Origin of the sequence: Acinetobacter sp. UC24323 (assembly GCF_024151445.1) — a bacterium.
Lineage (GTDB): Bacteria > Pseudomonadota > Gammaproteobacteria > Pseudomonadales > Moraxellaceae > Acinetobacter > Acinetobacter baumannii.
Genome location: NZ_JAHIBY010000013.1, coordinates 72240 through 93639, shown reverse-complemented (window position 1 = coordinate 93639; position 21400 = coordinate 72240). Strand labels below are relative to the sequence as shown.

19 protein-coding genes are annotated in these 21400 nt (G+C 40.2%); 6 read left to right on the top strand and 13 right to left on the bottom strand.

All coding sequences use genetic code 11. The annotated features are described in order from the left end of the window. Positions 1–62: 62 nt before the first annotated feature. From KNQ97_RS16375 to KNQ97_RS16360, 4 genes are all read right to left on the bottom strand, one after another. A complete protein-coding gene (locus KNQ97_RS16375; protein ID WP_002133499.1) occupies positions 63–935 on the bottom strand; it encodes an NAD(P)-dependent oxidoreductase in 873 nt (290 codons plus the stop codon). Next, complete coding sequence (locus KNQ97_RS16370) at positions 935–2311, bottom strand: MFS transporter (RefSeq protein WP_004747117.1); 1377 nt, start codon at positions 2309–2311, stop codon at positions 935–937. Before KNQ97_RS16370 ends, KNQ97_RS16375 begins: the two co-directional genes overlap by 1 nt. 33 nt (positions 2312–2344) lie before the next feature. Next, a complete protein-coding gene (denD, locus tag KNQ97_RS16365; RefSeq protein ID WP_001101646.1) occupies positions 2345–3316 on the bottom strand; it encodes a D-erythronate dehydrogenase in 972 nt (323 codons plus the stop codon). Positions 3317–3526: 210 nt separating this feature from the next. Next, a complete protein-coding gene (locus KNQ97_RS16360; protein ID WP_065184787.1) occupies positions 3527–4462 on the bottom strand; it encodes a LysR family transcriptional regulator in 936 nt (311 codons plus the stop codon). A gap of 111 nt (positions 4463–4573) precedes the next feature. Between KNQ97_RS16360 and KNQ97_RS16355 the strand changes: the two genes are divergently transcribed. The 3 genes from KNQ97_RS16355 to KNQ97_RS16345 all read left to right on the top strand — a co-directional run bounded on the left by KNQ97_RS16355 (position 4574) and on the right by KNQ97_RS16345 (position 9218). Beyond that, positions 4574–5749 carry a fumarylacetoacetate hydrolase family protein gene (locus KNQ97_RS16355; protein ID WP_001011893.1) on the top strand — a complete coding sequence of 392 codons (1176 nt, stop codon included), beginning with the start codon at positions 4574–4576 and terminating at the stop codon, positions 5747–5749. Positions 5750–5836: 87 nt separating this feature from the next. Continuing rightward, positions 5837–7624 carry an IlvD/Edd family dehydratase gene (locus tag KNQ97_RS16350; protein ID WP_253612465.1) on the top strand — a complete coding sequence of 596 codons (1788 nt, stop codon included), beginning with the start codon at positions 5837–5839 and terminating at the stop codon, positions 7622–7624. A 16-nt stretch (positions 7625–7640) separates the two neighbouring features. After that, positions 7641–9218 carry an aldehyde dehydrogenase (NADP(+)) gene (locus tag KNQ97_RS16345; RefSeq protein ID WP_253612464.1) on the top strand — a complete coding sequence of 526 codons (1578 nt, stop codon included), beginning with the start codon at positions 7641–7643 and terminating at the stop codon, positions 9216–9218. Positions 9219–9295: 77 nt separating this feature from the next. Here the strand turns inward: KNQ97_RS16345 and KNQ97_RS16340 are convergent, their stop codons facing one another. After that, positions 9296–9916, bottom strand: a complete 621-nt coding sequence (locus tag KNQ97_RS16340) for a TetR/AcrR family transcriptional regulator (protein WP_001278392.1) — start codon at positions 9914–9916, stop codon at positions 9296–9298. A gap of 166 nt (positions 9917–10082) precedes the next feature. Here KNQ97_RS16340 and KNQ97_RS16335 point away from each other — a divergent pair, with 166 nt between their 5' ends. Together KNQ97_RS16335 and KNQ97_RS16330 are read left to right on the top strand one after the other, a co-directional pair. Next, entirely contained in the window at positions 10083–11660 is a 1578-nt protein-coding gene (locus KNQ97_RS16335) for an MFS transporter (RefSeq protein ID WP_253612463.1), read from the top strand. Next, positions 11657–12742, top strand: coding sequence for an HlyD family secretion protein (locus tag KNQ97_RS16330; protein ID WP_253612462.1), 1086 nt, complete (start codon positions 11657–11659; stop codon positions 12740–12742). Before KNQ97_RS16335 ends, KNQ97_RS16330 begins: the two co-directional genes overlap by 4 nt. Before the next feature lie 78 nt (positions 12743–12820). Here KNQ97_RS16330 and KNQ97_RS16325 read toward each other — a convergent pair whose 3' ends face one another. From KNQ97_RS16325 to KNQ97_RS16300, 6 genes are all read right to left on the bottom strand, one after another. Beyond that, positions 12821–14089: an OprD family outer membrane porin gene (locus KNQ97_RS16325; protein WP_253612461.1), complete on the bottom strand. Its 1269-nt coding sequence runs from the start codon at positions 14087–14089 to the stop codon at positions 12821–12823. 66 nt (positions 14090–14155) lie between these two features. Further along, positions 14156–15499, bottom strand: coding sequence for an aromatic acid/H+ symport family MFS transporter (locus KNQ97_RS16320; RefSeq protein WP_000081456.1), 1344 nt, complete (start codon positions 15497–15499; stop codon positions 14156–14158). Positions 15500–15610: 111 nt separating this feature from the next. Continuing rightward, the gene (locus tag KNQ97_RS16315) at positions 15611–16312 is read right to left on the bottom strand and encodes a fumarylacetoacetate hydrolase family protein (protein WP_000008093.1); all 702 of its coding nucleotides are present in this window, start codon (positions 16310–16312) and stop codon (positions 15611–15613) included. Positions 16313–16344: 32 nt separating this feature from the next. Then, positions 16345–16983 (bottom strand): maleylacetoacetate isomerase, encoded by a 639-nt coding sequence (gene maiA / locus KNQ97_RS16310; RefSeq protein ID WP_000781207.1) that lies wholly within the window; start codon positions 16981–16983, stop codon positions 16345–16347. Then, positions 16980–18200 (bottom strand): 3-hydroxybenzoate 6-monooxygenase, encoded by a 1221-nt coding sequence (locus KNQ97_RS16305; protein ID WP_253612460.1) that lies wholly within the window; start codon positions 18198–18200, stop codon positions 16980–16982. Before KNQ97_RS16305 ends, maiA begins: the two co-directional genes overlap by 4 nt. 27 nt (positions 18201–18227) lie before the next feature. Then, on the bottom strand, positions 18228–19265 hold the full coding sequence (locus tag KNQ97_RS16300) for a cupin domain-containing protein (RefSeq protein WP_000400481.1): 1038 nt from the start codon (positions 19263–19265) through the stop codon (positions 18228–18230). A 154-nt stretch (positions 19266–19419) separates the two neighbouring features. On the opposite strand from KNQ97_RS16300, the gene KNQ97_RS16295 reads away from it, so the two are divergent. Next, the gene (locus KNQ97_RS16295) at positions 19420–20313 is read left to right on the top strand and encodes a LysR family transcriptional regulator (protein ID WP_079548619.1); all 894 of its coding nucleotides are present in this window, start codon (positions 19420–19422) and stop codon (positions 20311–20313) included. A gap of 101 nt (positions 20314–20414) precedes the next feature. On the opposite strand, the gene KNQ97_RS16290 is transcribed toward KNQ97_RS16295, so the two are convergent. Together KNQ97_RS16290 and KNQ97_RS16285 are read right to left on the bottom strand one after the other, a co-directional pair. Further along, positions 20415–20873, bottom strand: a complete 459-nt coding sequence (locus KNQ97_RS16290; protein WP_002047413.1) for a DMT family transporter — start codon at positions 20871–20873, stop codon at positions 20415–20417. A 9-nt stretch (positions 20874–20882) separates the two neighbouring features. Next, positions 20883–21317 carry a DMT family transporter gene (locus tag KNQ97_RS16285; RefSeq protein ID WP_001166493.1) on the bottom strand — a complete coding sequence of 145 codons (435 nt, stop codon included), beginning with the start codon at positions 21315–21317 and terminating at the stop codon, positions 20883–20885. Between the last annotated feature and the right edge of the window lie 83 nt (positions 21318–21400).

Here is a 21400-nt window from a genome sequence, read left to right as displayed (position 1 = left end):
CCAGAAAAAAAGCGGTACTTGATTATGTCTATTCATCAAGTACCGCTAAAATTAAAGCAATATTACACATGATTCATTCGTTCAAGCTCACGAATTAAACCAGAATGATCAAGCTCACCATCTCCGGCAGCAAGCATATTTTCGAACAATTGACTGACTTTTTGGGCTATAGGTAAATTCAACTCAAGCGATTTAGCATAGCTAACGGCTGTATGAATATCTTTATGCTGGTTTCGAGCTGTACCTCCCGGTTTAAAATCTCGATTTAACATGCGTTCGCCATGCTGTTGCAAAATCGGAGAATCTGCAAAACCGCCTGTTAATGCTTGTTTGAGTTTTATCGGGTCTGCTCCTGCTTTACTGGCAAGCAATAAACCTTCACTCACGGTTGCAATGGTGGATGCGACTATCATTTGATTGACGAGTTTTGCCAGCATTCCACAGCCAGCCTCTCCAACTAAAATTGGCCGCCCCATGGCAGATAGAACATGTTCAGCATGTGAAAATGTTTGAGCATCACCGCCAACCATAATCGCCAGACTTGCATTTTGAGCACCTTTTTCACCGCCAGAAACAGGTGCATCTAAATATCTAAGTCCTCTTTCTTTACATTTTTCACTTTGTTTTTTTGCAACTTCAACAGGTATCGAACTCATCACTATGACCGTGCTTTCGGGTTTTAGCTGTGAGATTGCACCACGTTCTTGAAATAGAATTTCATCGCAGGTTTTTCCATCACTGAGCATACAAATCAGAAACTCTACATCTTTTCCAACTTGTTCAAGTTCACTACAAACATGTGCACCAGCTTCTTTTAAACTTTCTGCTTTAGATGAAGTTCTATTCCAAACCTTAACTTGATGACCAGCTTTTAATAAGTTCATGGCCATTGGCATTCCCATAATGCCCGTTCCAACAAAACCAATCCGAGCCATTATTTCATCTCCGTAGCAGTCCGCACTTTAAGTCGCCGTTGTTCTACTTTTAGGCTATCAGACTTTAACTTTGCCAAAAGCAGTAACCCTAAACCGCCCATGGCGACAAATCCTGCAATAGCAAGGAACGCTACTGTATAGGTGCCCGTGGTGGTATATAAATAGCCTGTTAAATATGGACCAGTAAAACCACTTAAATTACCTACAGAGTTAATTAAGCCAATACCGGCTGCGGCACCCACTCCTGTTAAAGTTTGCCCAGGAATAGTCCAGAAAATGTTAATTGCACTAAATACACCAATTGCGAGCAAAATAAAGCCCACAATAATTGCCCACGGTTGATTCACAATCAAAGCAATTGCAATTGCGAAAGCCGCCATAAGTGCAGCACAGGCACCGTGTTTATAACGCTCTTGTTTACGGTCAGAACGGCGGCTCCATAAAACCATACCAACTGCCGCAAATGCATATGGAATTGCTGTAAGTAAACCATTTTGAATAAGGCTAATCTGCATACCAAATGTGTTACGGAATGACTCTAAAACACTTGGTAAGAAGAAGAACATCGCATTTGAACCAGACGTAATTCCAAAATAAACAATTGCCATAATCCACACTAAAGGATTTTTAAACACTTGTTTAATAAGTTCACCTTTTGTTAAAGCAGCATCGGCAGATTGCTCTTTTTCTCTTTCTTCACGTTCTAGCGTATTCATGAGCCATTGGCGCTGCTCAGCTGTTAACCACTGTGCTTCTTTCGGGTTATTGGTTAAATATTTTAGGCAAACTAGTCCTAAAATAATGGAAGGAATCCCTTCTAAAATATACATTAAACGCCAGCCTTCATAGCCAATGGTATTGCCCCATTGCATAAGGCCGACCGAAATTGGCGCTCCAATAATTTGGGCAATTGGTAACCCTAAATAGAAAGTCGCGAAGACACGGGCACGATATTTAGCAGGAAACCATAAGGTTAAATAAAAAATAACCCCCGGAAAGAAACCCGCTTCTGCAATACCCAGTAAAAACCGTAAAATAATAAATTGGGTCCCACTATGGATAAATCCCATAAGCCCGGCAATAATTCCCCAAGTAATCATGATTCGGGCAATCCAAATCCGTGCACCAAACCGATGAAGTAAAACATTACTCGGTACTTCTGCAATAAAGTAACCCAAGAAAAATACACCCGCACCTAAACCAAAAATAGTTTGGGTAATTCCAATTGCATCATTCATATGTAGCGCAGCAAAACCAATATTGGTTCTGTCCAGAAAAGCCATAATGAATAAAATAATAAGAAACGGGATAATGCGACTTGAAATACGTTTAATTGTCTGCTCTTCGAGAGCAGTGACATTTTTGATATCTTCCATAATAACTCTCACATGAATTGGCGATCACTGCCATTAATTTTGGGTATCTTCTATATGTGCCTGAATGATGCTTTCAAAATTCTCATCTGCTTGGAAACCTAAAGATTCGGCATATTCAGCTTTCACTTGAACCGGCCAACTTTGAACAATCCTTTGAATGGTTTTATCTTCTTGCCACTGCACTAAATCAGTTGCTTGTTTACCGGCAACTTTTTCAAGTGCCTCAAGCATTTGCTTAACGGTAACAGTCAATCCCGGTAAGGGAATAATTCGGTTATCTTGGAGTGCCTCTGAAGAAATTGACGCAGCCTTAATCATTGACTCAACACAGCGTCGTGGTGAAGTAATAAAAACCGGAGTATCTGGCGGGACTGGACAAACTGCCGTTTCACCTTTTAAGGGCTCGCGGATAATTGAGCTAAAAAATGTAGATGCGGCTTTATTAGGCTTACCTGGACGAACCACAATAGTCGGTAATCTTAAAACACGGCCATCAATAAAGCCTTTACGTGAATAATCTGAAACGAGCAATTCTCCTACTGCTTTTTGCATACCGTAAGAGGACTTTGGTGTAACCACCGTATCATCTGTTACAACTTCTGGTAATTGACCACCAAATACAGCGCAGCCACTCGCAAAAATGACTCGAGGCATTGTTTGTTTTTTTCTTAATTCTTCTAATAAATTTAAAAGGCCATAAAGGTTTACATCCATTCCCAAGTCAAAATCGGCCTCTGCTGCTGAACTCACCACGGCGGCTAAGTGCCAAACAACATCAATTTTTTCTGTAATATTTGCCACTGTGGTTTTGTCGGTAATATCACCAATCACCACTTCAATTTTTGGATCTTGCGGTAAATCATCACCAGCAAACGCATCAAACAAAATAATTTTATCGATGGGCTTAGCTTGTTTACCGTCTAAAGTTAGGCTTCCGGTTTTTAAAATCTTTTTGGCGATTTGCTTTCCAATAAAACCCGTGCCACCAGTAATTAACACATTCATACAGGGATCCTTTCCTAATTCTTATTCACTTAAAGATTTTTAATCATCATGAATTAAACGATAAGGAGTCCCTGCAATAATTTCCAATGAATAATTTCTAAATATTGATAACTTTTTAATATCAGTTTTATGATGAAACTTTGACTAAATTAAATAGGCTTTCTTTTAATTTAAAAGCCCCAAGTCTTCTATGACTTGAGGCTGAGGACTTTACTTACGTTTTGCATTTTTAAGTAAAATATTGATAAAGGCTGCGGCTATATCAGACACTGGTTCATCTTTACGTGTCAAAATTCCATAATCTTGGGCATCTAAAATCAGGTCTGTTTCTAAAATCTGTAGTTGTCCTTCTTTCACCTGATCAATCACCATTGCTTCTGGCAACATGCCCACCATAGGTGCCCCTTTTAAGATCTGTAAAAAGGTCTGCATCGACATGGTATTTACCGTATTTAAAGGAATTTTGACTTTAGCTCGGGCGAATGCACCTTCCATGCGCTCCCGAATGGGTGTGCCTTTAGGATAAAGTACCCACGGCCATTTTAATAATTCTTCTAATGTACAAAACTTTTTCTGGGCACATGGGTGCTCATTATTGACAACAATACAGAAGGGTTCAGGGCCTAACGGCTGAAAATCGAAAAATTGGCTTTGCGTAACATCAGTAAAACGCCCTATGGCTAAATCTAGAGTATGTTCACTCAACATTTCCATTAAATGGTCACTGGTCTGTTCAACAACATCGATAGAAAGTAGAGGCCATTGTTTCTTAATTTCGATAATTGAGTTTGGAATTACTACTGCGGTTGCTGCAAATATTCCCCCTACTTTTAAAAACCCATGTCCACCCAACCGTAAAATCTCGATGTCTTCGACAAAATGTTTTGCGTCATTCAAAACACGCTGGGCATAACGAATGACATGTTCACCCAATGCCGTTACAGGCATATTACGAGGCAGTCGCTCAAAGACCTGAAACCCAAGAAGGCCCTCAATTTCCTTTAGCATTTTACTTACGGCGGGTTGACTTAAGTTCATCTGCTCGGCAGCCAAATGCATGTTATTGGTTCGAGCTAACGTCTCTAACAAAACCAAATGCTTGAATTTAAGCCAGTTATTTAAACTTGAGTAAGTCAAATCTGCCATTTTTAAAATTCCTTTTTGATAACCACTGGTTATTAATAATTAAATTATTACGATTGGTGTTTATTAAATAAGAAACATATCATGATTTCAAATAAAAGAAGGAAGCTTTAAATGAACTTTACGTTAAATTCCCAGAACTCATTACCAGATGATGCAACTCAAGGATGCTTAATTGGCCGTGCGTGGATTCCAAGTCAAATTTCGGGTCCATCCCCTATTATTTTAAGAGGCAATCAAGTTTTTGATATCTCGGAAAAATTTCATACTATTTCCGAGTTACTTGAAAGTGCTGATCCTTTAAAAGCTTTATCTGAAATTGAAGGAAGACGAGTTGGTTCAATTGATGAATTATTTGCCAATACTGTCGCCGAACCAGATACCAACAAGGCATATTTTTTAGCCCCTATTGATTTACAAGTAATTAAAGCGGCAGGTGTTACCTTTGCTGCAAGCATGTTAGAACGAGTGATTGAAGAACAAGCCGGTGGCGACGCACAAAAAGCTCAATCGATTCGTGAAGTTGTACAAGGCGTAATCGGTGATAATTTAAAAACAATCGAACCCGGCTCTGAAAAAGCGTTACAACTCAAAGAATATTTAATCGAGCAAAAAATGTGGTCTCAATATCTTGAGGTAGGTATTGGTACAGATGCCGAGATTTTTACTAAAGCCCCTGTTTTAGCAGCTGTAGGTACAGGACAAAATATTGGTATTCACCCAAAGTCTGAGTGGAATAATCCAGAGCCGGAAGTCGTATTAGTTGCCAACAGCCAAGGTAAGATTTTAGGTGCGACTTTAGGTAACGATGTGAATTTACGGGACTTTGAAGGTCGTAGCGCTCTCTTGTTAAGCAAAGCGAAAGATAACAACGCATCTTGTGCAATTGGCCCATTTATTCGTCTTTTTGACCATACTTTTACTTTAAATGATATTCGTACTTGCGATGTTGAACTGCAAATTCAAGGCACTGATAACTTTGTGTTAAATGGGGTGAGCTCTATGTCGCAAATTAGCCGAGATCCTGAAGATTTAATTCAACAAACTCTTAATGAAAACCATCAATATCCAGACGGTTTTGTTTTGTTCTTGGGCACTTTATTTGCACCTACTCAAGATCGCGAACAAGCTGGGGCTGGCTTTACCCATAAAGTTGGAGATGTCGTCCGTATTCATTCGCCTAAACTTGGTACTTTGTACAACACGGTTATGACCAGTGATAAAGCAACACCGTGGAATTTTGGAATAAATGCTTTGATGCGTAATTTGAAGCAGCGTGAATTACTATAATTTTCACGTATTATCGATCGGTTGAATTGCAAGATTCATCCCGTAAATAAACTAAATTTCAAAAAGTATGAGTGAAAGGATCAAAAAATGAATGATCAAAATAAACGGATTTTTTTACGTAGCCAAGAATGGTTTGATGATCCTGAACATGCCGACATGACCGCTTTATATGTTGAGCGTTACATGAACTATGGTTTGACCCGTGCCGAGTTACAATCAGGTCGCCCGATTATTGGAATTGCACAAACCGGTAGTGATTTGACTCCATGTAACCGTCATCACAAAGAACTTGCTGAACGCGTTAAAGCGGGTATTCGAGATGCGGGTGGTATTCCAATGGAATTCCCCGTCCACCCGATTGCAGAACAAACCCGTCGTCCAACTGCTGCACTTGACCGCAACTTGGCCTATTTAGGTTTGGTTGAAATCTTGCATGGTTATCCGCTTGATGGTGTAGTGCTGACCACTGGTTGTGACAAAACTACCCCTGCATGTTTAATGGCAGCAGCCACAACAGATATACCTGCAATTGTGTTGTCTGGTGGGCCAATGCTAGATGGTCATTTTAAAGGTGAGTTAATTGGTTCCGGTACTGTGCTTTGGCATGCAAGAAACTTACTTGCCACTGGTGAAATTGACTATGAAGGGTTCATGGAAATGACCACTTCTGCTTCACCTTCAGTCGGGCATTGCAACACCATGGGCACTGCACTTTCTATGAATGCTTTGGCAGAAGCTTTAGGTATGTCTTTACCGACATGTGCAAGTATTCCGGCGCCATATCGTGAACGTGGGCAAATGGCCTATATGACAGGCAAAAGAATTTGTGAAATGGTTTTAGAAGATTTACGCCCTTCTAAAATTATGACCAAACAATCTTTTGAAAATGCAATTGCAGTAGCCTCAGCTTTAGGCGCATCGAGTAACTGCCCTCCTCACCTCATTGCGATTGCCCGTCATATGGGTATTGAGCTGAGTTTAGAAGACTGGCAACGTGTTGGTGAAAACATTCCGCTTATTGTGAACTGTATGCCGGCGGGTAAATATTTGGGTGAAGGTTTTCACCGTGCGGGTGGTGTTCCTGCCGTTCTACACGAATTACAAAAAGCTGGTGTATTACACGAAGATTGTGCATCGGTTAGCGGTAAAACAATTGGGGAAATTGCCAAAAATGCAAAAATCTCAAATGCAGATGTCATTTTCCCTTATGAACAACCTCTTAAACATGGTGCCGGTTTCATTGTGCTCAGTGGTAACTTCTTTGACAGCGCCATTATGAAAATGTCTGTAGTGGGCGAAGCATTTAAAAAAACCTATTTATCAGATCCAAACAATGAAAATAGCTTCGAAGCACGCGCAATCGTTTTTGAAGGTCCCGAAGACTATCACGCACGTATCAATGACCCTGCCTTAAACATTGATGAACATTGTATTTTAGTCATTCGTGGCGCAGGTACAGTGGGTTATCCGGGCAGTGCTGAAGTCGTCAATATGGCTCCACCAGCAGAGTTAATTAAAAAAGGGATTGATTCACTGCCTTGCTTAGGAGATGGCCGCCAAAGTGGAACTTCTGCCAGCCCATCTATTCTCAATATGTCACCCGAAGCAGCTGTAGGCGGTGGAATTGCCTTACTTAAAACCAATGACCGTTTACGTATTGATTTAAATAAACGTTCTGTCAACGTGCTCATTTCTGATGAAGAGTTAGAACAACGCCGCCGTGAATGGAAACCGACGGTATCTCCATCTCAAACACCTTGGCAAGAAATGTATCGCAACATGGTAGGTCAATTATCTACTGGTGGTTGTTTGGAACCCGCAACTTTATATATGCGAGTCGTAAACCAAGACAACCTTCCAAGACACTCTCATTAATTTCAGGATATTTGTTATGACCATTATCGGACACAACTTTATTGGTGGTTCACGCAGCGCACAAGGTACAACCTTATTAAAAAGCATTCATGCTACGACTGGTGAAACTTTGCCTTATGAGTTTCACCATGCAACCGAGCAAGAGGTTAATCAGGCCTGTGAAGCTGCCAGTCAAGCCTTTAAGACTTACCGCCATACGTCTCCTGAACAGCGTGCTGTTTTTTTAGAAAATATTGCCGATGAACTCGATGCTTTGGGTACAGATTTTTTAGAAATCGTCTCACAGGAAACTGCTTTGCCACTTGCACGTTTGCAAGGTGAACGTGGTCGTACCAGTGGGCAAATGCGTTTATTTGCCAAAGTGCTGCGCCGTGGTGATTTTTTAGGTGCCCGTATTGATACTGCTTTACCTGAGCGCCAGCCTTTACCTCGCCCAGACCTGCGCCAGATTAAAATCGGTGTTGGCCCTGTGGCAGTTTTTGGGGCAAGTAACTTTCCTTTAGCATTCTCAACTGCAGGTGGTGACACTGCTTCGGCACTGGCAGCAGGTTGCTCTGTAGTGGTGAAAGCCCATAGTGGACATATGGCGACAGCAGACTTTGTAGCTCAGGCAATTGAACGTGCAGTCGAAAAATCAAATATGCCAAAAGGTGTATTTAACATGATCTACGGTAATGGCGTGGGTGAACCTTTAGTGAAGCATCCTTTAATTCAGGCTGTGGGTTTTACCGGTTCATTGCGTGGTGGTCGTGCTTTATGTGATATGGCCGCAGCCCGTCCACAACCGATTCCAGTCTTTGCTGAAATGAGCAGTATTAACCCGATGTTGATGTTGCCAGAAGCCTTAAAAAACCGTGGTGACAAAATTGCACAGGATTTGGCAGATTCAGTGGTTTTAGGCTGTGGTCAGTTCTGTACTAATCCGGGTTTGATTTTGGGAATTAAATCAGCTGAATTTAACCAGCTCATTAGCAACCTGACTGAAATTATAGGGGCTAAGCCTGCGCAAACTATGCTCAATGCCGGAACTTTAAAAAGCTATACCGCTGGTCTTGAGCACTTAACCCAGCATCAAGGCATCAAACATTTGGCAGGTCAAACTCAACAAGGTAATCAGGCGCAGCCACAACTGTTTAAAGCTGATGTTGAGCTTTTACTGGCAGGTGACCAGCTTTTACAAGAAGAAATCTTTGGGCCAACCACAGTCATCATTGAAGTTGAAGATAAAGCCCAACTCATTCATGCACTACAAAGCATGAATGGGCAACTGACTGCGACTTTAATTGCCGATGAAGCTGACTTAACCGAGTTTGCAGATGTAGTTCCTGTACTAGAAGAAAAAGCCGGTCGATTACTTATAAATGGCTACCCAACAGGTGTTGAGGTGTGTGATGCGATGGTACACGGCGGGCCATACCCAGCCACTTCAGATGCACGAGGTACTTCAGTCGGAACCTTAGCCATTGACCGCTACTTAAGACCTGTGTGTTACCAGAACTATCCGCAAAGTTTATTGCCAGAAGCCTTAAAAGACAGCAACCCATTGCAGATTTTAAGATTGGTCAATGGTGAGATGACCAGAGAAGCGATCTAAGAATAAAAAGAGACCACAAGTTGGTCTCTTTTTACTTCTACATTTAGGTTTTTTAAGGAGGCATAAGTTCCTTAATATCAATCTAGTTTGTAATTAATATTTTTTAAAAATAAATCAACAGCGTATTCAACCCAAGTACTAATTTCATCAGCTGAGATTAAATAATCAGGATGAGTCAAACATTTTAGGTGGGCATCACTTCTTAACAGTGATAAAAAAATATTTGCTGCGACTTCCGAAGAAGACGTTAATTCAATTTCTCCTTGTTTAACCGACTTTTCAAGATAACCTGCAATAATATTTGCTAGACGTTGTGGTCCCACTTCAAAGAACTTTTCGGATAATTCCGGGAACCTTACAGCCTCTGCAATACAGACTCTAAAAAAAGCCAAACCTGAATGCGATAAGATAAAGCACAGATAAGTTTTCCCAATTTCGGTTAAGGCTGAACGTAAATTTTTGGCTTTTGTCTCGACCGACATAATTTGTTTTTGCATGTTGGTACATTGACGTTCAATGACCGCAGCAAACATCGCTTCTTTATTTTTAAAACAACCATACATGGTCGCTTTTGAAACGCCCGCTTCTTTTTGAATCATATCTGTGGTTGTTCCACTAAAACCATGGATCAGAAAAAACTTTGTTGCTGCATCCAGAATTTTTTGATCTTTCTCATTCGTTTTAGTGCAATCAGACATACGACCCTACAAACATATTTAGCAATTTCATTCTTAGTGTAACTCATCGAAAAGTTCAAAATCGAGAATTGACGTAAATTTAATAAGATAGTAGAGTACCGATCGGTACAGTTGAGCTTAATCACCGCTATAAGCATTAAGCTCATTTTAAAATTTAAGGTAAAAGATGAATATACGACCACTCATCGGTTTGGCAGGTGCAATTTTTGCAGCCATGACTGTCGAATTTAATAACCGAATTAGCAGCATTACCTTGGTCGATATTCGCGGTGAGATGGGTATTAGTGTCGACTCCGGTTATTGGGTCAGCAGTATTTATGCCAGTGCCATGATTATTGGGATGATACTGTCCACCAGTTGGGCCGTTATTTTTTCCATGCGTCGGGTTCTTCTTTTTGCGATAGGACTTTGCCTCTTCTCTAGCGTTTTAATTCCTTTTAGCCCAAATATCGAAATATTTTATTTATTACGGGGCTTACAAGGACTCGCCAATGGTTTAACTATTCCTTTATTAATGGCATGTGCACTTAGATTCCTAGGACCTGAAATTCGTCTATGGGGCTTGGCCTGCTATGCATTGACAGCAACTTTTTTCCCAAACTTAAGCGCTGCGCTTGCTGCCTTTTATTTAGATGTGATTGGTTGGAAGATGATATTTTTCCAAACCATTCCTTTTTGTGCTTTAAGTGCTGCGTTAGTTTACTTCGGTATTCCGCAAGATCCGTTAAATTACTCAAGAATAAAAACTTACGATTGGACTGGCGCGATTCTAGCCATTATTGGTTTGGCAAGCCTTAGTACCATGCTTTTGCATGGCAATCATTTGGACTGGTTCCACTCAAAATTGATTTTTGTTTTGGCTTTAATGAGTGCCATTACCCTACCTTTATTTTTAATACATGAATGGCGCTATCCAACACCATTAATTAAACCGCAAATGCTCGAAATACGAAATTTTGGTTATGCTGTTATTGCGTTGTTCTGCTTTGTGGTTATTGGTATGTCAACCAGTACATTACCCCTTAATTACTTAAGCGCTGTGCATGGTTATAAGCCTACTCAAACCATGTGGATTGGCTTACAAATTGCCGCATTACAATTTATCTATATCCCGATTGTTATTAAAGTTTTGAACCAAGCTTGGGTTGATAGCCGATATGTACATGGATTTGGTTTACTTTTGGTTATGGTTGGCTGCTTAGGTGCAAGTCAACTTGATACGACTTGGAACCAAGACCAATTCTATTTTTGGCATGCAATCTCATGTTTAGGACAAACCTGTGTAGTGCTTTCGCTCCTCATGATGGGTACAAATAGTGTCCACCCAACTATGGCAATCTATGCTTCTCCTATGATTAACACCCCACGTGCTATTAGCGGCGTACTCGGTGTGTGCCTTTTGGACTGGGTCAATCGAGTACGTGGTGAATACCATTCAACACGGCTGATTGAAAATACCGCACAACATGTTTTTCAAAATATTCAAGGTCCTGTTATTAATCCTCTTACCCCGCCTGTGCTGAGTGCAGATGGTACCGAACGTGTTTCCGGTGGTTTATCTGCCTTAAATTCTGCGATTCAGGTACAGCAATCAGTATTAGTCATTAGCGATCAATATCTGATTTTAGCGGGACTTACTGCAATTTTATTTATCGTTATGCTGATTTTGCCAGTTAGAACTTATCCACCACGCATTGCTCTCATTAAGTTAATGAATAGTCATAACTCAGGAAAATCTTTATGAGTACTCTCGAAGCCCAAGATCACTCCATGACCGAGTCACCCAAGTTAACAAAGATGCAATATCTTAAGAAACACTGGGTTATGGTTATTGCATTTATTATCGTTCTAGTTTCCATTTTATGGATTTTAAAAGTTATATTTTTACCTTCTTCCATTGTTAAAACTGACGATGCGCGGGTAGATGTCGAGTACTCAACCATTGCTCCCAAAGTGTCAGGTAATATTGAAGAAATTTATATTAAAGATCACCAGACCGTAAAAAAAGGCCAGCTTTTGGCACGAATTGATGCACGTGATTATCAGGCGGCTTTAGCTGAAGCTGAATCTAATTATGCCAAAGCACAAGCTGACTTAAATGAAGCAATGCTGGCAGTAGAAAGACAACCAACTGTTATTCGAGAAACAGAGGCCCAGCTTAGAAAAGTAGAAGCCGGCATTAAACTCACCAAAGATAATACCGCACGCTATGAGCAATTACAGGCACTTGGCGCTGAATCTAGATTGATTACACAACAGTCAAAAACCACACTAACCGAGCAATATGCCGACTTGGACAGCAGTAAAGAAAAAGTCATTGATGCGCAGTATCAGCTCAACCAATATAAGATTCAGGTTCAAGCTAAACAAGCGGCTTTGAAACAAGCCCAAGCTGCGCTTGATAAAGCAAAACTGAATCTGAGCTATACAGAAATTCGAGCGCCTATTGATGGTATGATTGGGCAGAAGTCTGCAAATGTGGGCAACTTTGTTAGCGCAGGTAATCCACTCATGGTGGTTGTGCCTTTAGATCAAGTGTATGTAGAAGCAAACTTCCGTGAAATTGAGCTAAAACAAATTAAAATCGGCCAGCCTGTCACTGTTTATGTCGATGCTTATAACGTTGAGTTAAAAGGTGTGGTAGATAGTTTTTCACCATCGACTGGTGCATTCTTCTCGCCAATTTCAGCAACAAATGCGACGGGTAACTTTACTAAAATTGTTCAGCGTTTACCTTTACGCATCAAACTCCTTGAGAACCAACCTGATATTAAATTGTTGCGTCCTGGTCTATCTGTTGTGGTTTCTGTGGATACGACCAAATAGTTAGTCTAAACATTTGAATATGAAAGAAAAAAGAGACCTTTTATGGTCTCTTTTTTAATGATGAGTATTAAAAAGTCTTTAAAACTTTTTGGTGTAGTTGACAAATAGACGATCTTCACCAAAGTCATTGCCATGTTTAACGTTGTAATCAATACGAATATATTGCAGAGCAACGCCTTTTAAGAACGGCTGTTGAAATGCATAGTTTAAAATCACATTTGACTCGGTTTCGTGGTTTTTCTCGCCATTTGCTGCTTTAAAGTCATGACCGTAAACATATTTCACCATCGCATTTAGGCCAGACACATAGTCTTTAAAATCGTAGCCGTACATCACATGGTAAGACTTTTCGTCTTCTTTAAAGAAACCAGTAGCGTTCCAGTTAATAAAATAGGTTTCTGGTAAAAAACCATCCGGTAGCGGATAAGCTGACTCACCAATGATCTGCTGATAGCCCAAGCCAAAGGTGTGGTTTTTTACTTTTACAGTTTCAAGTAAACCAATGTTCTGCGCATCAATATCAAAAGTATTGCCATCATCTTTTGCATTGAAGTATTTAAATTTAGACGTAAGAGCAAAATTAGATTGTTTCCAATTGTGCTCAAGTCCTACATAGTGTTTATTATACAGATCTTCTAAATTACCGAAGTAATATTCAGCCTTTAAAGACGGCGTGAATTGATATCGCAGATCAATATAATTTAAGCCATCAGATTCTTTGGTAATGCCGTTCGCTGTGAAAGAAAACTTTTTAAAGTCTTCTTCATTACGTGGAGAGACTTTTTCCACTCGTCCAATTTCTGCATAAAGCTGATCTGAAAGTTGTGACTTAAGATTAGTTCCCCAATACGAAGTGAGTAACTGACGACTAGCATCAACAGCCGTTACAGGTAAATCTAGCCAGAGTTCACCGACACTTAAAAGTGTTTTGTCATAACCTAGTTTTAAAGTTGCGCCGTATTTTAAGAAGTCGGATGCTTGTGACTGTGTTTCCTTATTAAAAGGTAAAACCGTGTCCGCAACATGTTTATCTGAACTCAAGCGCACGGCGTATTGAACAGAAGCATCGGCACCAATAGTAATGGGCTTATCTGCAATTTGCAGTGGGGTGTCATGCATTTTCGACTTATAAAATAATGAAGCTGCCTGAGACCAACTGCCCGTATCTTTGATTGCATCATTATCAAAGTCACGGTTTATATAGGCATTCTTTAGCGTGAATTTCCATTCATCTTCGTCTTGTTGAGTGGTATCTGCTGCCCACAATATTGAATGACCACTACAGATAAATAAAAGAGTAGAAAACTTTAAATATTCGATTTTTAAATATTTCATGAAACAAATCATCCTTTAACTATTGTCTGCGCCATCCTTTGGTACAGACATATATTTTTTCAGTGGAATCGTGTTGACTCAATTCGAAGCGACTAAAACTTGAGATTGATTTTTCTTTAAACGTTTAATGAGTAACAACGAAACCGCGGCACAAAATGCAGGTATCGCTAAAATACTTAAAATTTCAAAACTGGAGAGATTTAATGACATTAACCAGCCGCCCATAATTGATCCCACAATCGACCCTGAGCGCCCTACTGCATTGGCCCAACTTACCCCTGTTGCACGGCAATGTGTTGGATAAAAACTAGATGCAAAAGCGTTTGCTCCCACTTGTGATCCACTAATTCCAGCACCTACCCCAAACATAGCAAACATCAATAAAACCGCATTTGCCTGTTCAATTCCAAACCCTAAGCAAATCAGAAAAAAACCACCAAAAACATAAGCCGTACTTAAAATTTTGGTTGCATCCATCTTATCCATTAGCAGGCCTAAAACAATGGCACCAATGGTTCCACCTATTTGGAAAATTGAAGTAAGCCATGATGCGTTGGATAAATTAAAGCCCTCATTGGTTAATAAAGTAGGCATCCAACTTGAAATCATATAAATAATGAGAAGGCTCATAAAAAAGGTAAACCAAATCAAAAAAGTGCCTAAAGCAAAGCCTTTATTAAACAAATCTTTCAAAGTTGATTTTTCAACTTCATTGACTGTTGGAACCAAAGTTGGTGTGTTATTTAAATGCGGTGCGATACGGTGAATAATCTTTTCAATTTTCTCGGGACTCTTCTTTTTAAGTACTAAAAAGCGAAGGGATTCAGGTAGTAAAAAATATAAGAAAGGTACAGTCGCTAAAGGTAACACTCCCCCAATAAGCAAAATACCGTGCCAACCAATATGAGGAAGTAGCTGAGCTGAAAAAATGCCACCAAGAGCAGAACCAATGGTAAAACCACAGAACATCATGGTCACTAAATTAGAACGGCGAGATGTAGGCGCATATTCAGAGGTTAGAGTAATTGCATTAGGTAAAGCCCCACCTAAGCCCAATCCAGTGAGAAATCTCCAAATAATTAGGGTTTGTAAATCTGGTGAAAAAGAGGCAAAAACACTGGCAATTCCAAACATGATGACGGAACCAATCAAAATCGGTTTACGGCCTAATTTATCGGATAACGGCCCAAAAATGAGTGCACCTGCCATCAGTCCAAATAAACCAGCGCCAAATAAAGGTGCCAAATCGGTTGCTTGCAACCCCCATTCTGCCTTTAAAGCAGGTGCAATAAACCCAACTGCTGCGGTATCGAAACCATCAATCGCAACGATCAAAAAACACAACCACATGATTAATTTTTGCAAAGACGATAGCGGTATTTCATCAATGAAACTTTGTACGTCTATAGAATTTTGAGACATGAGAGCTCCTTTCGCCAATACATTGGCGTATATGCAATCCTTAGCAAAGGTGCCCAACTGTATTTTTTATTTAGGTTGAGCACCGATTTCAATAAATCAGATCAATTTGATTTATTTCACCTTCACCGTAATTCCAGTCAGTCCGGTAATGTCTGCACGCATAACATCACCTTTCACTACCGCACCCACGCCTTCTGGAGTTCCTGTAAAAATCAAATCACCTGCTTTTAGTTCAAATAGCGTAGACAAATTGGCAATCGTTTCGGCCACAGACCAAATCAGATGACTGACATCGCTGTGCTGTTCGGTTTTACCATTTACCGTTAAATGAATATCGGCATTATTGATTTCACCCGTTTGAGTAATCGGATGAATTGGGCCAACTGGTGCAGAAAAATCAAAAGCCTTACCGATTTCCCATGGGCGGCCTTTTTCACGCATTGCCATCTGTAAGTCACGGCGTGTCATATCTAAACCAACGGCATAGCCATAGATATAGTTCACTGCATCCTCAACCGAGACATTTTTGGCATTTTTACCAATTGCAACGACCAACTCGATTTCATAATGAAAATTTGAAGTTTCAGATGGATATGGAATATCAACCGCATCTGTATTTACCGGGACAACCGACTCAAGATCATTTGGCTTACAAAAGAAAAATGGTGGTTCACGGTCTGGGTCAAAACCCATTTCACGTGCATGAGCAGCATAGTTACGGCCAACGCAATATATACGGCGTACTGGAAATTTATGCTCTGAGCCGTGAATAAATAGACCCGCAGTGGTCATTGGTTCGAAAATAAATGACATATGTAAATTCCTTCTATTAAGTTAATCACGACTCAAAATGCATCGGCCTGCTGTTCAGGCGCTGCCTTTTGAAATGCTTCTAGCGTCATGCAATGTTGGTAAATCTCATTAATGTTTGGATAAACCGATAAATCGACTTTAAAACGCTCAGCAGAAACTACTTGTGGAACCAAATAGGCATCTGCAATAGTCGGTTGCTTGCCATAGCAGAACTTTTCGCGATTCTGGTCTTGTTCCAAAATATGCTCTAAAGCAGTAAATCCATCTTGAATCCACTTGGCACACCATGCATTGATTTGTGTATCATCCAGCCCTAAGTTCTGGCGTAAATATTCAAGAACACGCTTGTTATTTAGGGGATGAACATCGCATCCAACTAATGCAGCAATGGCACGGACTTTTTCACGACCCAATACATCTGTAGGTAATAAAGCAGGTTCAGGATATTGTTCTTCTAGCCATTCGATAATGGCTGGACTTTGCAACAAGTTTCCCGATTCAGTTTCAAGTACTGGTACAAACCCTTGCGGATTTAAAGCTTTAAAAGCAGCTTGATGGTGTTCGTTTTTAGCGAGCGAGATATAAGTCGCTTCATAAGCCAAACCCTTTAGGTTCAACACAATACGGGTTCGATGTGATGTGCCACTACGGAAAAAGCTATAAAGTTTCATGCCACATTCCCTTGATAGTTTTTCACTGCATCAAGGCATTTATTGACATTCCAGCCATATAACCATTCCATTGCATCATAAAAACGTTCCGTAGGACGTCCACGCCACAAATCGTTGCGAACTAAGCGTTGCACACCTTTGGCATGGTAAATTTTGCCCATTTCACGTGAAGATAAAACAATACGTGCTGTACGTGCTACTCGTGCTTTTTGGTAAATATCAAAAGCTTTTAAAATGTCATGGTCAGTAACACGTAACGCTTCACCTAAAGTTACGGCGTCTTCCATCGCCATACATGCACCTTGCGCCATATATTGCGTGGTCGGATGTGCCGCATCGCCAAGTAATGTCACACGCCCAAAAGTCCATGTTTCAATCGGTTCACGATCTGCAGTTGCCCAGCGGCGCCAGCTTTTTGGTAACTCAATCAATTGACGTGCTTTCTGGCAAATTTCTTGAAAATAAGACAGTACTTCTTCTTTGGAGCCATCAGTTACGCCCCACTGTTCTTGCTCACGGCTATGAAACGTCACTACAACGTTATATTCCTTTCCACCGCGCAGTGGATAATGCACAAGATGGCAATTTGGCCCTACCCAAATACTGGCTGCATTCCATTTCAAGTCTTCAGGAAACTCGCTTTCAGGTACAACAGCACGGTAAACCACATGACCTGTAACCAATGCAGGGTCACCCACATAGGTATCACGCACAACGGATTTAACACCGTCAGCACCGATAAGTGCCTGACCATGATATTGTTTCCCGTTTTGATCGGTAATTGTTACACCAGCATCATCTTGGTCAACTTTTTGAATATGACAATTAGTGATAATTTCTAAGTTGCCGTATCGTTTTGCACCTTCGACCAATGAACCATGAATATCGGCACGGTGAATCACCGCATATGGGTTACCGAAACGTTCACGGAATTTTTCATCGGTTGGAATTTTGCCGACCTGATATTCATCAATCGCATCATGCATGACCATATAATCGGTATAGACCGCTTTACTGCGAGCAATTTCACCAATTCCTAGCGCATCAAAAGCATGAAATGCGTTCGGCCCTAGTTGAATTCCTGCTCCGATCTCACCAATTTCAGGGGCCTGTTCAAAAACCTGTACCTTAAAGCCTTGTTTTGCCAAAGCGAGTGCGGCTGCAAACCCACCAATGCCGCCACCCGCAATTAATATCGGTTGTTGAGTATTTGACATGATTTATATCCTTATAAAATATTCTATTTACTGGCGCTCACGCACAGAGTACAAACCCAGTTTCCGTTGTAAGGGCGCTTCATCTGCAATAAACAAATAACATGGTTGATCTGAGGTATTGATTAAATCAATATGTGAAAAACATGGCGCACATGCCGTATCAGCTTTATTTAAATTGAAATCTTTCTGATCAATTTTGACTTGGAGCTGACCATCAATCACATGAAAAATTTGGGCAGTAGAGCGCGGTTGGAGCTGTAAAGTTTCATTTGGTCTGAGCATTAAAGCTGAGTAACCAATAATATTTTGACAATCATCACCAGTTTCTGGATTGATGTATGTCACCTGAATTGGAGCTTGATGGTTTTTATCATCTGCAAGCGCATGTAAAACTTTTTTGGTTTCTTTCCAAGAGTAACGCATGATCGGATATGAAGTATTTTCACGGGTAAAATGTGCTGTTGGTACAATGCCAGTTCCATAATGATGAGCATTTCCGGCACTGGTTACTTTTTGGATTTCACCCGGTTGTACATAAGAAGCTTCCATGTAATAAACTAAAGGTAAATCCAGTACATCTAACCAGATCACTGGCTCATCGCCATCATGTCCATGTTCATGCCAAAGACCTGATGGTGTAAGGATTAAATCCCCATGCTCCATCATGCATTTTTGACCTTCAACAGTCGTATACGCCCCTTCACCTTCAACAATCAGACGCACTGCATTTGGGGTATGTCGATGTGATGGCGCCCACTCTTTTGGTAATAAAAGCTGCATGCCAAGATACATGACCGAACTGGCTTTCATATTTTCCAGACCATGTCCGGGATTGGCTAAAACCAATACACGGCGTTCAGCTTTTTCAATTGGTGTTAACTCACCAGCTTCAAGCAATAAAGGTTTAATATTCTGAAAATACCAAGCAGTTGCTATGGTCTGCGGCATCGGTTTATGCGGAGGTAATACATTGCGTAAACTTGGCCATAAAGGGACTAAATTTGATTCTTCAAGTTGACCAAGATAACGTTTCGGTAAGTCATCTAGTGTTGCTAAATGTTCCATTTCAGATCCTCTATTTAAGGCCAATTTGTACAAGAATGCTTTGTACTTTTACGGCCTATTCTTCCTTGATCATCAATTTATCAATCGAAAATTGTTGAATCCATGCACAAAAAACAATAGTCTGTATTGATAAAATCAATACAAGGAAATTAAAGTGTTTGATCTTGATACTCGGCTTTTGCAAATTTTCTTTGAAATTTATAAACATAGCAGTGTGTCTAAAGCTGCCGAACAACTTGAAATTGGACAACCAACTTTAAGTATTGCGTTAAATAAATTACGTGAGCATTTTCAGGATCCACTTTTTGTCCGTATTGAAAATAAGATGCAACCTACTGAGTTATCTAAACAAATATTTCCGCTGGTTGTAGAAATTCTGAACCGACTGAAACTGGTTCAAAACTACAATATTGAATTTGATCCAAAGACTTCAAATTATCAATTTAAAATCAGCATGACTGATATTAGCCATCTGGTTTTATTACCTAAACTGATCAATTATTTACGTGCACATGCACCTAATATTCGCTTAGAAATTGTCCCAATTGATGCCAATACACCAGTCATGATGTCAAATGGAGATATTGATTTAGCTATTGGTTTTTTGCCTCAGCTCGAAGCGGGTTTTTATCAGCAAACACTTTTCCAGCAACGTTATATTTGTATTGCCAGTAAAGAACACCCAAGGCTTACAAGGACAACACTATCAGATCAAGAATTTCGCCAAGAGCTGCATGTCGATATTTTCGCAACTGGTGGACACTATGTTCTGGAGCATGAGTTACAAAAACTTGGAGTAAACCGAAATATTCTGGTTCGCCTCCCAAGCTATCTAGGCGTTGGATTAGTTGTTCAAGACACAGATGCGATTGCGACTATTCCTCATTATTTAAGTCAGGTGCTTTTAGTCAGAGGTGGTTTAAAAGTTTTAGAACCTCCTTATCAGTTTCCAACTTATAGCGTGAAGCAGCATTGGCATGCACGAGTTCATCAAACACCAAGCAACCAATGGTTAAGAAGAGTATGTTTTGAACTTTTTTCTGAATAGAATATTTAATCAGACACTATTAAAATCTAATAAAAATAAAAAGACTTTGCGTAGAGGGATAAATTGCTCCACACAAAGTCTTTATAAAATTTTTTACAGCATTACCCCTCTACCTTTTTATCCTTACTGCTTGAATAGATAAAATATAAAGCAATTCCTAAGCAAATTAGCGCCCCTAATCGATATAACGAAAAAGGAAGCGTTTCATTGCCGAACCAGCCAAAGTTATCAATTAAGATACTCATCAAAAGTTGCCCAAAAATCACAGCCACCGTAGCAACTGCAGCCCCAATTCTTTGTACAGCCAGTACCATAATGACAATATAAGGTACGCCACACATGGCACCTAATAACTGCCATTTAGGAACATCTAATAGTGTTAAGGTTTGTTTAGGTTCAAAATAAAAAATAAGAAGAGCCGTAATTAGAGCACCGACCGAGAAAGTCAAAAAAGCACTACGAAATACACCAACTTTTGCTCCAAGTTGACCATTAATTGCGGCCTGTACACTCAGCAAAGCACCACCAATGACGGCGAGAAGAATCATTAAAATTATCATGGCTGTCTCCTACGCTTTTGCCACAAGTACAAGTGCAGCAACAATAAAGATGAGTGCGACTACCCGTTTACGGTCTACTTTCCTATGTGGAGTTCCTAGTAAACCATAGTGGTCGATAATCAGACTTTTAGATACCTGTCCCGCTAAAATGCCAATCATGGTCATTGCAATGCCAATAATTGGAGTGGTAATGGTCAAAATAATGACGTAAGCCGGACCTAAAACGCCACCGAGTAATTGCCAAGATGGAAGTGTAAAAAATGAAGGGCTATTGCGTGGGCTAAAAAACAACATGAGTAAAAAAGTAAGTGCTGCACCCACACCAAAAATACTAAAAGTGGCCCACAACTCACCTACTTCCTTTCCTAACGGCCCTAAAAGCCCAGCTTCGACTGATAGCCCCATTCCCCCTAAAATGGTTAGGAGTAGTAATAGAATTTGCATCTACATTGCCTCATCTGTATCTAGGCAACGAATACTAAGGTAGCCAATTCATCAGAAAAACAGCATAATTCATGAATCACTTT